Below are 13,751 nucleotides of genomic sequence, written 5' to 3' on the forward strand. Positions count from 1 at the left end.
ATGATAGACCTAATATGCAAGTGATATACACGATTTGCGTCTTATTATTGGATGTATACCCAACTATACGGATTTTGAAAACACACGCTGCAACTGCTTCGTCGGAACGACTGCTATCTCGTCACTCGTTGTCGGGGCTCGATGGGTGATACTCCGTATCGTACTCGCCGGGGCGGTCGTCGAGGCGGTCGGGGTTGATCCGGCCACCGAGCAGCATAAAGTCGAGAATCGTGAGGTTCAGCATCGCCTCGACCACCGGGACCGCCCGCGGCGGCAACACGGGGTCGTGACGACCGACGACCTGGATGTCCTTCTCCTCGCCGCTCTCCCAGTCGACCGTCTTCTGCTGTTTCGGGATCGATGTCGGAGCGTGCCAGGTGGCCTCGCCGTAGATCGGTTGTCCGGTGGTGATGCCGCCCTGAAGCCCGCCGTGGGTGTTGCCCTCGGGAACGGGGTTGCCCTCCGCGTCGAACTCCCAGTCCTCGTTGCGATCCGATCCGGTCCACTCCCGAGCGTTCTTGCCGAGGCCGAACTCGAAGCCCGTCGTCGCCGGAATCGACAGCATCGCCTGTCCCAGTCGGGCGGGGAACGAATCGAACCGCGGCGCGCCGAGTCCGCGCGGGACGCCGCGTGCCTCGAAGTAGATCGACCCGCCGATCGAGTCGCCCTCAGTCTGGTACTGGTCGATGCGGTCGCGCATCTGCTCGGCCGTCTCGGGGTGCGCACACCGGACCTCGTTCTCTTCGGTGTGTTCGACCATCTGGTCGAAGGTCACTTCGGGCGCCTCGATGTCGCCGATCTGGTTCACGTGCGCTTTTACCCGCACGTCTTCGGTCTCGAGGATCTTCTTCGCGATTGCGCCCGCAGCGACCCAGTTCACCGTCTCTCGGGCCGAAGATCGCCCGCCGCCGCCCCAGTTGCGCGTTCCGAACTTCGCCGAGTAGGTGAAGTCGCCGTGGCTCGGGCGCGGGGCCGTGACGTACGGTTCGTACTTGCCCGATCGGGCGTCTTTGTTCTCGATGACCATCCCGATCGGCGTGCCAGTGGTGTAGCCGTCCTGGATCCCGGAGTTGATCGAGACAGCGTCGGGTTCGCCCCGGGAGGTCGTGATCATCGACTGCCCCGGCTTTCGTCGGTCCAGTTCCGCCTGGACGTCCTCCTCGTCGAGTTCGAGCCCAGCCGGACAGCCCGAAACGGTCACGCCCATCGCGTCGCCGTGACTCTCCCCGTACGTGGTGACTTGAAAGAGCCGGCCGAATCGGTTACCGTTCATTATCACGCCGTCGTGGTTCCGTCCATATATACGTTGCAGTACGCGCCGTTCGGGGGTCTTCGAATTGGGTCGATACACCGTGGCTGCGCCGCGCGACGGGTCGGGGTTTTATGTCCGGATGTGTTCGAAGGGGGACACGCAGATGGTCCCCTCCAGCGACTCGCTCCCGGAGGCGACTTCCGCGTCGTCTCGCTCCGGGAGCACGTCCTCCAGTGGTATTGCCGGAGCGCTCCAACCGACCTCGGCGCACCTGCGGAGATCCGTCCGATGCCCGACTTCGTAACCCGGATCTCCGCGGGGATGGACCGCGCCAGCGAACACCTCGCACTTGCGCTCGTTCCGGTCCTGCTTGCGCTCCTCCGGACCGACAAAATCGTCGCGATTGCCTCGTTCGATGGCGGGCATCTGGGATTCAACCTCGGGCTGCCGCTTTCGGTTATCACCGTCTGGCAGTTCGTGAGCGTCCCAAACTCCGGTGTCGCGGTGTACGCCGGACAACCGATCGAGATGCTGCCGTTCGCGGTCGTGACCGCGCCGGTGCTGGTGGTCGTGCAGGCTGCGGTCACTGCCGGCTACTTCGGAAGCCTCCGTGCCGCACTCGACGACGAGTCCCGACGGTTCTTCGAACACAGCCGCCAGTACTTCGTGCCCTTTCTCGTCTTGATCGCCGTGCCGTTCCTCACGGTACTCCCGTTCGCGCTCGGCATCTTCGGACTCGGATCACTCACCGGCTCTATCGGTGCGGTAGCGCTCGTCCTCGCCATCCCGGCCCTACTCGGGTTCCTGGTCGCTGGCTACCTCTTCTATGCGACCCCGTATCTGGTCGTGCTCCGGGGCGACGGCCCCATCGACGCTGCCCGCCGATCCTACGCGCTCGCGATGGACGGCGGTCCGTACGTCTCGTATGCGGTCGGATTCGCACTCTTCGTTTTTCTCGTCTCCCCCTTCGCGACCGGGTTCGTCGTGAACGTCCCGATCGTCGGGGTTCCGGTCGGCGTTCTCGGCGGTGCCGTCATCGGGCTCGGAGCGAACTTCGCGACGATGCGCTTCGTCGCCGACCTCGATCCCGAAACGTCGGTCGAACGGCGGTGGGACGACGAAGCAGAAGAGACGACCGACTGAGGCGACGGACGCCCCCACCGCGAACCGTCCCCTGCCCAGTTACGCCTCGCGCTCGACGGCGACACCGAGCGACTCGATCGCGTCGAAGAAGTTCGGGAAAGAGACGTCCACGTGTTCGCCACCCTGAATCACCGTTTCGCCGTCGGCGACGAGGCCGGCAATCGCGAGCGACATCACGATTCGGTGATCGGCGCGGCCGTCCACTCGGGCCCCGACGAGGTCGGTGTTCCCGCCGTGAACCGTCAGCCGGTCCTGCGCTTCGGTCACTGACGCACCCAGTTTCGTCAGTTCTTCTGCCATCGCACTCACGCGGTCGGTCTCTTTGTACCGGACGTGCTCGCAGTTTTCGATGACTGTATCGCCGTCGGCGACCGCACCAAGCGCGGCGATCGTCGGGAGCAGGTCCGGCGTGTCGCCGACGTCGACAGTCGTTCCCGATAGCGACGCATAGGGCACGGCGATCTCTCCAACGTCCCGGTCCCAGTCGACCGTCGCGCCCATCGACTCCAGAACGTCGACAATCGCACTGTCGCCCTGTGCGCTGGGTCGCGCACCTTCGACGACCACTCGCTCGCCGTCTGCGGCCGCGACGGCACCTGCCGAGAGGAGATACGACATCGACGAGAAGTCGCCCGGAACGGCGTACTCGCCGCCCGCAGGGGCGTATGACTGTCCGCCCGGAACGGCGAAGCCCGCCACCGTCCGCTCGGCGTCGATGCCGAAGTCGTCCAGCACTTCGAGCGTGATGTCTACGTAGGGGGCGGACTTCAGTTCGGTCTCCAGTTCGATGTCGATTCCGTCCTCGGTCACGGCTCCCGCCAGCAGGAGCGCAGTGATGTACTGCGAGGAGACGTCGCCGGGAATCGAGACGGAGCCGCCGCCGACGTGACCGCCGACTACGAGCGGCGCCTGTCCGTTGCCCCGGGTCGACTCCGCGCGCCCGCCGAGTTGTTCGACCGCGTCAAGAAGGGGGCCCTGCGGTCGCGAGCGTAGCGACTCGTCGCCGGTGAAGACGCAGAGTCCGTCTGCGAGCGCGCCGCAGGCGGTGACAAGCCGGGTCGTCGTCCCGGAGTTCGCGCAGTCGACGACGTCGTCCGGAACCGCCGGCCGGCCGTCGAATCCCGAGATTTCGAGTCGGTCGTCGCTGTCTGCGCGTGCCACGTGACCACCGAACGCCTCGACGGCGCGCATCGTCGCACGGGTGTCGGCGCTCACGAGCGGATCGGTAACCACGGCGCTCTCGGCGTACCCGGCCGCCAGAATCGCTCTGTGCGTGTAACTCTTCGATGGCGGCGCGCGAACGCGCCCGGCGACGCGGGACTGAGAGATGGAGACGTCCATACCCACCGTTCGCGCGGGTGAGGGTTTGATACTTACTGTCGCGCGGTCCGGCTCCCGGGCACAGCGGTTCGTCACCGCTCGATTGGGACGATGGTTTATATGCGAAGCCGGGGCCAACGTCGCCGTGACGTAACGAACGCCCCACACCAGCCGCAGTTGTCCGGCACACCGGCGTGGGGACCTAGCGAGCGAGTGCCGGCTGTACGCTCTTGAGGTCAGAGAGCACCGCGGCCGCTTCAGCTTCGGAGCCAGCGGAGCGGTTCCTGCCGCGTCGGAACCAGCGCGGATGGTACCCCGGCTTCGGCATCAGCGTAAGGGATTACTGCCGCTTCGGGACGAGCGCAGCGAGGGCCGCCAGCGCAGCGACCGCGGCGATGATGCCGAATCCGGGCGTGCCAGCACCCGACATGGGTGACGCGCTGTCAGTCGCCGGGGCGGTCGTCTGCGACGGGGTCTCTGATGCTGCGGTCGGCGACGTCGTGGGGTCGGTACCAGATTGGAGTTGCTGGTACTTCTCGTACGCGTCGGGGTGGACGGCCTCCAGAATGGTCTCCGCGGCGAGGATCGACCGCGGCGCGGGCTGCTGGAGGTAGTTCGTGTTCACTCGAACGACGTTCCCCTCCTGCACAGCGGTCGTGCTGTTGTAGGCTGCAGTCTCGGGAATCGAACTGCCTTCGGGCGTGACGATCCACTGCGGGTTCAGTTCGACGACTGTCTCCTCGTTGATCGGCTGGAAGCCCGAGATGCCCGCCGAGGCCGCGCCGTTCTGGAGACCGGCGACCCCCATCACGTCGCCGATAAACGTGTTCTCTCCGGAAGTGTATCCGTAGAAGACGTTGAGCCCGACCGGGCGCTCCTCGTCCGCTAGCGCCTGTCGCATCAGGTCGAGCGAGCGACGCATCTCGTCGGCGCGTTCGGTGCCCGCTTCGCAGTTTCCGGTGAGCCGACCGACGCGTTCGGTCTTGTCGGCGACGTAGTCGAGCGAGGTCGCTTCCCCGAAGACGTAGACGGGGACGCCTTGGGCGCGGATCTGCTCGACGCGCTCGGCCGCGAACCCGTGCGTGCTGTTCGGCACGAGAACGAGGTCGGGCGTCGCGTTCAGCACTGTCTCGACGCTCGGTCCGCCCGCTCCGGAGACGTTCACCTTCGCGCTGGCACCATCGAGATACGTCGCGTACTGCGAGACGCCGACGACCTCGTCCTCCGCGCCGATCTCCCACATCGTCTGTGCGGCACTCGGGTTGAGCGTTACCACGCGTTCGGGATCCTCCGGAATCGTCACCCCAGTTCCGGTCGCGTCAGTCGTTTCGTACGGGAACGGACAGGCGTCGGCGTCTCCACCGTGTGATGCGACGTGTGTTCCGACGGATTCGCTGGGACCGGCCGCGGCGACAGGGCCGGCTGCGGGGCCGACGGCCGCGACGACGAGCAAGACCGAGAGGAGTAGTGCGCTTCGATGCATAGACGGGCCTGCACGCTAATGCAACAAGTATTTGCCTAATCCAACTGAGATTGGGTAACGTCGTGACTGTCAGAACGCGCGCCATCGCGTGGTCGAGCGCGCTAACCGGTGTACTCGCCGCTGTCGTGGTTGTGAGCGCCGGAATCGGCCCGGTATCCATCGCTCCGGACACCGTCGCGGGGATCCTCCTGTCGGCCGATCCGTCCCCGCTGACGTTCCACGCCGCGCGGACGAGTCGCGTCATCGTGCTGGACGTGCGGCTTCCGCGGATCGTTTTGGCGGCGCTTGTCGGCTTCGCGCTAGCGACCGCGGGCGTCGTGATGCAGGGGTTCTTCCGCAACCCGATGGCCGACCCCTCGATCGTCGGCGTCTCTTCTGGTGCGGCGGTCGGCGCCGTGACGACGATCGTCCTCCCGATTGCGTTCCCCCTCGGCCTCGAACTCCAGGGTGCAGCCTTCACGTCCGCCGTGATCACGGCCTTCGGGGTGTACTTGATCGCGACGAGAGGCGGACAGACGCCGACTGCGACGCTCCTGCTCGCCGGTGTCGCCGTCCAGGCGTTCCTGGGTGCGATCATCTCGCTGTTGCTCCTCCACAGCGGCCAGAGCCTCAGACGGGTCGTCTACTGGCTGATGGGTCACCTCGGCGGGACGACCTGGACAGAAGTGCGCGTAATCGCCGTCGTCGTCCCACCGCTGTTCGCGCTACTTCTGGCGTACGCCCGCGATCTGAACGTGCTTCTGCTCGGCGAGGAGGACGCACGAACGCTCGGTATCGAGGTCGAACGGACGAAGCGTCTACTCCTGGCCGCGTCGAGCGTGGTTACTGCGGCGGCCGTCGCGGTCACCGGTGTGATCGGGTTCGTCGGCCTCATCGTGCCGCACGCGATGCGACTCGTCGTGGGACCGGACCATCGAGTGCTACTTCCCGCGAGCGCGCTCGCCGGAGCGTCGTTCCTCGTCGCCACCGACACCCTCGCACGGTCCGGGCCGACGGAGATTCCGGTCGGTATCGTCACGGCGGCGCTCGGGGCACCGTTCTTTCTCTACTTGCTCCGGTCACAGGAGGTGACCGGACTGTGAACGATGTCGATCCCGGCTCTCAGGACGACCCCCTCGTCCGATTCGAGGGACTCCGCGTGGCGTTTGACCAGACGCCGGTTCTCGAAGGAATCGACGCGGCAATCCATCCGGGCACGTTCGTCGGCCTCGTCGGGCCGAACGGCGCGGGCAAGACGACCCTGCTCCGAGCGCTCAACGGGACGCAGACTCCCGACGCAGGCGACGTGATTGTGAGCGGCAAACGGATCCCCGAACTCGGGTCGAAGGCGGCGAGCCGACTCGTCTCGACGGTCCCGCAGGACACTGCCGTGGCCTTCGAGTTCGACGTCCGGCAGGTGGTCGAGATGGGGCGAAACCCGCATCGGTCGCGCTTCGGCGGGTGGAGCGAGGCCGACGAGGCGGCAGTCCAGCGCGCGCTCGATCGGACCGATACGGGTCAGTTCGAAGACCGGTCGGTCTCGACGCTGTCGGGCGGCGAGCGCCAGCGGGTGGTGCTGGCGAGGGCGCTCGCCCAGGAGACGCCGCTCTTGCTCCTGGACGAACCGACGGCGAGCCTCGACATCAACCACCAGGTGCGGACCCTGGAACTGGTCCGCGATCTAGTGCGCCACGGCAAGACGGCCGTCGCGGCGATTCACGACCTGAATCTCGCGGCGCACTACTGCGACGAACTGGTGCTCCTCGCGGACGGAGAGATCAGGGCACAGGGGTCGCCCGAATCGGTGCTCACCGAGACGGCCCTGCAGGAGGCCTTCGACGCCAACGCCGTCGTCTCACAGCACCCGGTGACGGGCTCAGTCTACGTGACTGCGCTTCCGGACGAGACTGCGGACGAGGCGCGGTCCGAACAGGGAACCGGCCGTTCTCGACCGGGACGGATTCACGTCGTCGGCGGCGGCGGGACCGCCGCTAGACATCTCTACGTCCTCGACGCAGCCGGATACGACGTGTCTGTGGGCGCGTTGAACGAGGGCGACACGGACACGGAGGCCGCCCGGAGTCTCGCGCTGGACGTCGAGACGGTCGAACCCTTCGCCGGAATCGATCCGGCGAGCCGTGCGGCGGTCGAGCGGCGGATCGATGCGGCCGACTGCGTAGTCGTCGCCGACATCGAGGTCGGGACCGGGAACCTCCCGAATCTCCGGGCCGCGACCGCCGCAGACGAGGTCGTACTCGTCGAAGACCGCTCCTTCGAAGAGCGGAATTACGTCGGAACGGCCGCAACCGAGGTCTATGAGTCCCTGCGGGAACGGTCCCGAGTCGTCGAATCGAGCGACGTGCTGAGCGCCGTGACCGACGCGGTCGATGGGTCGAGCGTCACCGAGACCGACGCCACGGAAGACATAGTGTCCTCACTGCGGCAGGCGCAACCCGGGCCGGAGGAGCCGGATTCCTGAGCATTCGCGCCCCGTTTACCGCGAGGTCTCGATTGTGTTCGGGGTCGAATTTGGACCTGGTCGACATTGTGTTCGCACACGGCCGACAGATTTTTTAAGCGAGCCAAACAATGTATGGTTACGAGCGAGGCGGTGGACCGGTTCTCGCCGTCTCACGAGATACAAAATGAGTGATGCCCTTCACGCGCGTACGCGCGAAGACGACGACGAACGAACGTGGCGAGACCACGATGCCGGCGGGACCACCGGGTACACCGAGGAAACTGAACATACCGAAGCGACTGAAGAGGAGTCGCTGGAGTGTCCCGAGTGTAGTTCGACCGATCTCGTAACTGACGATGAACGCGGCGAGACAGTCTGTGCGGACTGCGGACTCGTTGTCGACGAGGATTCGATCGACCGCGGCCCCGAGTGGCGCGCCTTCGACAGCGCTGAGCGTGACGAGAAGTCTCGGGTCGGCGCACCGACGACGAACCTGATGCACGACAAGGGGCTGTCGACCAACATCGGCTGGCAGAACAAGGACGCCTACGGTAACTCCCTGTCGTCGAACCAGCGCCAGAAGATGCAACGGCTGCGGACCTGGAACGAGCGGTTCCGCACCCGCGACTCGAAGGAGCGCAATCTCAAGCAGGCGCTCGGCGAGATCGATCGGATGGCCTCGGCGCTCGGCCTCCCGGAGAACGTCCGCGAGACCGCCTCTGTTATTTACCGCCGCGCGCTCGATGAGGATCTCCTCCCCGGCCGCTCCATCGAGGGAATCGCAACGGCGGCCTTGCACGCGGCCGCCAGGATGGCACAGGTGCCCCGCAGCATCGACGAAGTCGCGCGGGTCTCTCGAGTCGGCGAGGACGAGTTCGAGCGGGCGTACCGCTACGTCGTCCGCGAACTCTCACTCGAGATCCAGCCAGCCGATCCCGCGGAGTACGTCCCCCGGTTCGCGTCGGACCTGGAGATACCCAAAGAGACCGAGCGGACGGCGAACGAACTTCTAGAGAACGCGAAGCGACAGAACGTCCACTCCGGGAAGTCGCCGGTCGGGCTCGCCGCGGCCGCGCTTTATGCCGCCGCCCAGTTGACTAACGAGGAACTGACGCAGGCGGACGTGAGCGAGGTGACCGACATCTCGGAAGTCACCATCCGGAACCGATATCAGGAACTGCTGGAAGCGTGGGACCTCGATTCCCCGCACGGCGGCCGCAGCGGTGCGGCAGAGGCCTGATCGAAGGCTGATTCGCGGGGCGCGCTGCCTATTCTTCGACGACGACGACGCCCTTCATCCCGAGCATCTTATGCGGCGTGCAGTAGTACGAGACCGTCCCGGGTTCTGAGAACGTCTGGGAGTAGGTGTGTCCTTCTTCGCGGACCTGCTTGGATTTGAAGGAGCCGTCCTCGGCGACGACGTTGTGGAGGCTGCCCTTGCCGGTCCACTTCCAGACGACGGTCGTCCCCGTCGAAACGCGGACGGCGGCCGGGCCGAACCCGAAGTTTCCGCCGTTGGCCTCAGTGCCTACGTTCACTGTGACCTCCGACTGTCCGGTGCGGTCCACGACGCCGTCGTAGTTCGACGTCTCAGCGAGGTAGCCGTCGAAGGATGGCCTCGAACCGCCGTCGTCGCCGCTGTCGCCGGATTCGGCGGTCGAACCGTCGCTGGACCCGGACGTCGAGTCGCTGTTGGACCCCGACGTGGAACCGCCGCTCGAACCGGAGGCAGAGCCACCCGAACAGCCAGCGAGGCCGGCGGTAATCGCCACAGCCGCTCCCAAGAAACGTCGACGGGTAGAGTCTGTCTGTGACATCACCAGACGCTTCGCCCTGGTACAGTAAGGAAGCCCGAATCGTTCTCAGTTCCCGAAAACGGGCGGAACGGATTCGGGGATCCAGTAATATGGTAGCGATGATGAGTGACGAAGAACGTATGCGCGTGAGCGAACCGCGGAGCGATACGACGCCGGAGTGGGAGGTGTTCCTCCGCAGCGAGGCCAACGATCCGCTGCGTCACGTTGGGAGCGTCACAGCCCCGAGCGAGTCGGTGGCCCGCGAACAAGCATCGTCACTGTTCGGGTGGACGGCGGAGACACTGTGGCTCTGCCGCGCCGACGACGTGGCCCGGTACAGTATCCGAGCGCTGGGCGAAGACGAGACTGAACCGGGCGAAGCGCCGGCCGCGGGCGGTGTAAACCAATGATCTCGATCAGCAAACTCCTCTGTGATCTTGACGCCGAGGGCGACGGACTCCGGTACGACGACGGCCGCAACTCCGAAGAAGCGCAAATTACCGAAGAGCGGACCACGAAGCCAGTCGTCGTCTGGAACCTCACTCGTCGCTGTAACCTCTACTGCGAGCACTGCTATGCTGGCGCTGACCTCGACGCCGCCCCCGGAGAACTGACGACGGCCGAAGGCAAACAGTTACTCGACGAACTCGCCGATTACGGCGCGCCGGTTGTCCTCTTTTCGGGCGGCGAACCACTCGTTCGCGACGACCTCGAAGAACTGGTCGCGTACGCCAACGAGGTCGGGATCCGACCCGTCCTGTCGACCAACGGGACGCTGGCGACGCCTGGACGGGCAGCGGCGCTCCGGGACGTCGGCCTGAAGTACGCCGGTGTCTCCGTGGATGGGATGCCCGAGCGCAACGACGCGTTCCGCGGCGAGGAGGGCGCGTTCGACGCCGCGGTGCAGGGAATCGAGAACTTCCTCGATGCGGGGCTCAAGACGGGGCTTCGCTACACGATCACGGAGAAGAACGCCGCCGATATGGAGTCCGTCGTCGGTCTCCTCTCGGAGGTCGGCCTGGATCGCTTCTGTTTCTACCACCTGGACTACGGCGGCCGCGGCGGCGAGATTGCCGACGCGGACCTCACGCCGGCGGACCGCCGTCGCGCCGTCGAGCGACTCTGTGAGATGACGCTCGAATATCATCAAGAGGGCGAGGAGATTGAGACGCTGCTCGTGGGCAACTACTGCGACGCCGCGTTCCTCGTCGAGTACGCCCGCGAGCATTTCAGCGAGGCGAAGGCTGACGCCGTCCGCCGGTACCTGGAAGTCAACGGCGGCGATCCGACCGGCAAACGCGTCGCCGACGTGGACTACCAGGGGAACGTCCACCTCACGCAGTTTTGGCAGAGCTACAGCCTCGGTAACGTCCGTGACCGACCGTTCGGCGCGATCTGGGAAGACGAGTCGAACCCGCTCCTGGGCGCGCTTCGGAACCGCGAGAAGCACCTGACGGGTCGCTGCGGGACGTGCCGCCACCAGGACATCTGTCGCGGCGGGTCCCGGCTCCGCGCGCTCGCCGTCGAGGGCGACGTTTTCGGATCCGACCCGCAGTGTTACCTCACGCGCGACGAGCGACTCGGTCCCGCCGCCGGCGCGGGGGAGTCGGCCGCAGACTGAACAGCGACTGAGACGACTCGGAACGGCGGCCAACGCCGGGGAGACCCCGATTCCAGCGGTTTGAGAAGCGGCTATCATTTATATTCTCTCTCGTGCCGTATCGAATGACGAGATGAGCACTTCACGGTCGACCCCGGAGATAGATATCGACCCTCTCAAGATCGCAATCGGCGTGTTCGTAATGCTCGGCGTCGCACTGACGGTAGTCGCGGGGTACGCGATCCTCAGGACGTTCGCCGGCGGTCTCGGGGCGCTTCCCACGGAACTCGCGATGACGGTGGTCTTCGGCGCGTTCCTGTTGGTGACGGCCGCGGCGACCCGCCGACACGTCCCGCGTCGGTGAGGGTGACGGCCTACTTTTGTCACCGAGATCAATAGCAACACCGCTGAAAACGGCGGTTTTTTCACACCTATCCCGACTCGCCGGCCGCGTCTCTACGAGAACGGCAGTCTGTGAGTCGAAGTTCTCCCTTTGCGCTCGATACGAGCGACGGGAGGGGCTGTCGCTTCCCACGCAGATTCTCGTTCGGGGGTTCCAGCAGCAGATGAGGAAGGGTTCGATATTCGACCGGCAAAACGACAAAACTGGGCTGCGGGCGCAGATCTCGAAATTCGATGCGATTGAACAGCTCCTGTCCCCAGTCGAAATCGAAAATGGCCGCCCAGCCGCACCGGAGCGATCGGCTACGGCGTCGCAGCAGCTTCTTCCTCCGACGTGAGTCGTCCCAACACGTACACGGCAGTGAGAATTGTCAGAAGCAGCGCCTCGAAGAGGATCACCGAAATGAACGGGAGTTCGAGACCGAAGAACCCGGCGAACGTCCGGAATTCGACGGCAAACGGGATGGTGAACGCGACGAGGATCAGGAACGTCGCGGGCGAAAGTTGCCGCATCAGCGACTCACCCCCAGTTCTGCAGCGAGGTCTGCCGCGGTATCGAGCGGGTGGATGCCCGCGGCTGCGTCGGGAGAGACGTGCGGCAGGGCTGAGGCGGCCGCTTCTGCGAGCGCGTCCAGCGAGACGACGACCGGGAAGCCCTGGCTACTGCCGAGGAGGCCGCTGTCGGTGATGATGCCCGCCAGCGGGAGGGTGTACGCGAGGATGACGAGCACCACTGCAATGCCGGTCCACAGCGAGAGGTTGTCGAGGATCAGCGGTGCGCCGCTCGACGGCGACAGCGGCTCGGGAATCGTATCGTCGACCGGCGTATCGACTCGGCTCTCGGCCCACGTCGCCGCCACGTTGAATAGGAAGAGGACGACGCTGAGAAAGAGCAACACGCCGCCGAAGGCGATCTGCATCCTGATCTCGCCGACGCTACCGACCGCGGCCGCGAAGTCGAAGTTCTGATACTGCGGCTCGGCGGTCCGCCGCGGGATCCCCAAGAGACCGCCCCGATGCATCGCGTTGGACATAAACACCATTCCGATGAACCACAGCACGACCTGAAAGAGACCGATCGGACGGCTGTAGATCGTTTTGCCGGTGATCTGCGGGAGCAGCCAGTAGGTGCCGGCCATCATCGTCAGCGCGACGGCGGTCCCGACGGTCATATGGAAGTGCCCGGGGACCCACAGCGTGTTGTGGATGAGGTAGTTGATGTTCATCCCGGCGTTGATCATCCCCGAGAAGCCGCCGGCGGCGAACATCAGTCCGGCCAGTGCCATCCCGGCGAATGCGGGGTCGCGCCACGGGAGTGCGCCCAGCCAGCGGAGATACCCATCACCGCCTCGCTGTCGCGCGCCGTGTTCGACGCTAGCGACGACCGTGAACGCCGTCAGAAGCGACGGCAACAGGAGGAACATCGTGTTCGTCATCGCGATGAATTTGAAGCCCTCCGCGATGCCGGGATCGACGTACTGGTGGTGGATGCCGACCGGCGTCGAAAGCAGGACAAACAGAACGAAGACGACGCGGGCGAGCGGGTCGCTGAAGAGTCGCCCGCCGGCGAGTTTCGGCAGCACCGTGTACCATAGCAGGTACGCGGGCATTAGCCAGAAGTAGACGACAGGGTGGCCGAAGTACCAGAACAGGGTCCGCGTGAGCAACGGGTTCACCGTCTCGATGAGTCCCAGCGACCACGGGATCAGAAAGAACACGACTGCGACGGCGACTCCGAGTGTCGAGACATACCACATAATCATCGTGGTCAGCACTATAAACGGTTGCAGCGGAATCCGTTCGTCGGGGTTGTCGCCGCGCCAGTCGCGATACGCGAGAAACCAGTCTGCCCCGGCCATCCACGTACCGACGATGAACATCGCGAGCCCGATGTAGAAGGCCGGGTGCGCCTCGAGCGGGGCGTAGAAGGTGTACAGCACGTCCGCGCTCATCGGGATTTCGGGGACCAGCCCGGCGAGGATTGCGACCGCGTTCAGGACCGTTCCGGTCGTCATCAGGCCGAACCACGCCCACGTCAGTCTGATGTCCGGGAGCGGGCGCTCGAACCCCTTCGCGATCGCCCACGTGAACACGCCGACGAGGAAGAAGATCGTGAACACGAGCGCGAGTAACACGCCGTGCGCGGTCAGGAGCGTGTAGTAGTCGACCGAGTCAATGACGCGCAGCACGTTGGTCCGATGTAACGCCTGGATCAGCCCGAAGAACGCGCCGATTCCGAGGGCGATAAACGCGACTGCGAACGATGCCTGTACGACTTTCGCTTCGTCCGGATATCTATCGACGAACGTCGCCAT

At 65.3% G+C, this 13,751-nt stretch carries 13 protein-coding genes; 7 read left to right on the forward strand and 6 right to left on the reverse strand.

Annotated features, from left to right (window positions below):
• Nucleotides 1-121: 121 nt before the first annotated feature.
• On the reverse strand, nucleotides 122-1,273 hold the full coding sequence (aroC, locus tag ABEI27_RS09590) for a chorismate synthase (protein ID WP_375799181.1): 1,152 nt from the start codon (nucleotides 1,271-1,273) through the stop codon (nucleotides 122-124).
• A gap of 120 nt (nucleotides 1,274-1,393) precedes the next feature.
• Here aroC and ABEI27_RS09595 point away from each other — a divergent pair, with 120 nt between their 5' ends.
• Entirely contained in the window at nucleotides 1,394-2,395 is a 1,002-nt protein-coding gene (locus ABEI27_RS09595) for a hypothetical protein (RefSeq protein WP_375799182.1), read from the forward strand.
• Nucleotides 2,396-2,434: 39 nt separating this feature from the next.
• On the opposite strand, the gene aroA is transcribed toward ABEI27_RS09595, so the two are convergent.
• Both aroA and ABEI27_RS09605 read right to left on the reverse strand, forming a co-directional pair.
• Complete coding sequence (gene aroA / locus ABEI27_RS09600) at nucleotides 2,435-3,736, reverse strand: 3-phosphoshikimate 1-carboxyvinyltransferase (protein WP_375799183.1); 1,302 nt, start codon at nucleotides 3,734-3,736, stop codon at nucleotides 2,435-2,437.
• Nucleotides 3,737-4,055: 319 nt separating this feature from the next.
• On the reverse strand, nucleotides 4,056-5,198 hold the full coding sequence (locus ABEI27_RS09605) for a PGF-CTERM-anchored ABC transporter substrate-binding protein (protein WP_375799184.1): 1,143 nt from the start codon (nucleotides 5,196-5,198) through the stop codon (nucleotides 4,056-4,058).
• 62 nt (nucleotides 5,199-5,260) lie between these two features.
• Here ABEI27_RS09605 and btuC point away from each other — a divergent pair, with 62 nt between their 5' ends.
• The 3 genes from btuC to ABEI27_RS09620 all read left to right on the forward strand — a co-directional run bounded on the left by btuC (nucleotide 5,261) and on the right by ABEI27_RS09620 (nucleotide 8,878).
• Nucleotides 5,261-6,280, forward strand: coding sequence for a vitamin B12 ABC transporter permease BtuC (gene btuC, locus ABEI27_RS09610; protein WP_375799185.1), 1,020 nt, complete (start codon nucleotides 5,261-5,263; stop codon nucleotides 6,278-6,280).
• The gene (locus ABEI27_RS09615) at nucleotides 6,277-7,656 is read left to right on the forward strand and encodes an ATP-binding cassette domain-containing protein (protein WP_375799186.1); all 1,380 of its coding nucleotides are present in this window, start codon (nucleotides 6,277-6,279) and stop codon (nucleotides 7,654-7,656) included. Before btuC ends, ABEI27_RS09615 begins: the two co-directional genes overlap by 4 nt.
• 166 nt (nucleotides 7,657-7,822) lie before the next feature.
• Complete coding sequence (locus tag ABEI27_RS09620) at nucleotides 7,823-8,878, forward strand: transcription initiation factor IIB family protein (RefSeq protein WP_375799187.1); 1,056 nt, start codon at nucleotides 7,823-7,825, stop codon at nucleotides 8,876-8,878.
• 28 nt (nucleotides 8,879-8,906) lie between these two features.
• On the opposite strand, the gene ABEI27_RS09625 is transcribed toward ABEI27_RS09620, so the two are convergent.
• Nucleotides 8,907-9,458, reverse strand: a complete 552-nt coding sequence (locus ABEI27_RS09625; RefSeq protein WP_375799188.1) for a halocyanin domain-containing protein — start codon at nucleotides 9,456-9,458, stop codon at nucleotides 8,907-8,909.
• A 98-nt stretch (nucleotides 9,459-9,556) separates the two neighbouring features.
• Here ABEI27_RS09625 and ABEI27_RS09630 point away from each other — a divergent pair, with 98 nt between their 5' ends.
• From ABEI27_RS09630 to ABEI27_RS09640, 3 genes are all read left to right on the forward strand, one after another.
• Entirely contained in the window at nucleotides 9,557-9,844 is a 288-nt protein-coding gene (locus tag ABEI27_RS09630) for an Htur_1727 family rSAM-partnered candidate RiPP (protein ID WP_375799189.1), read from the forward strand.
• On the forward strand, nucleotides 9,841-11,055 hold the full coding sequence (locus ABEI27_RS09635) for a TIGR04347 family pseudo-SAM/SPASM protein (RefSeq protein WP_375799190.1): 1,215 nt from the start codon (nucleotides 9,841-9,843) through the stop codon (nucleotides 11,053-11,055). Before ABEI27_RS09630 ends, ABEI27_RS09635 begins: the two co-directional genes overlap by 4 nt.
• 112 nt (nucleotides 11,056-11,167) lie before the next feature.
• The gene (locus ABEI27_RS09640; RefSeq protein WP_375799191.1) at nucleotides 11,168-11,398 is read left to right on the forward strand and encodes a hypothetical protein; all 231 of its coding nucleotides are present in this window, start codon (nucleotides 11,168-11,170) and stop codon (nucleotides 11,396-11,398) included.
• A gap of 341 nt (nucleotides 11,399-11,739) precedes the next feature.
• Here ABEI27_RS09640 and ABEI27_RS09645 read toward each other — a convergent pair whose 3' ends face one another.
• Nucleotides 11,740-11,949, reverse strand: coding sequence for a CbaC protein (locus ABEI27_RS09645; RefSeq protein WP_375799192.1), 210 nt, complete (start codon nucleotides 11,947-11,949; stop codon nucleotides 11,740-11,742).
• Nucleotides 11,949-13,751 (reverse strand): b(o/a)3-type cytochrome-c oxidase subunit 1, encoded by a 1,803-nt coding sequence (locus tag ABEI27_RS09650; RefSeq protein ID WP_375799193.1) that lies wholly within the window; start codon nucleotides 13,749-13,751, stop codon nucleotides 11,949-11,951. The genes ABEI27_RS09645 and ABEI27_RS09650 overlap by 1 nt, the downstream gene beginning before the upstream one ends.

It is taken from the genome of Halobellus sp. (assembly GCF_042218505.1).
GTDB lineage: Archaea > Halobacteriota > Halobacteria > Halobacteriales > Haloferacaceae > Haloquadratum.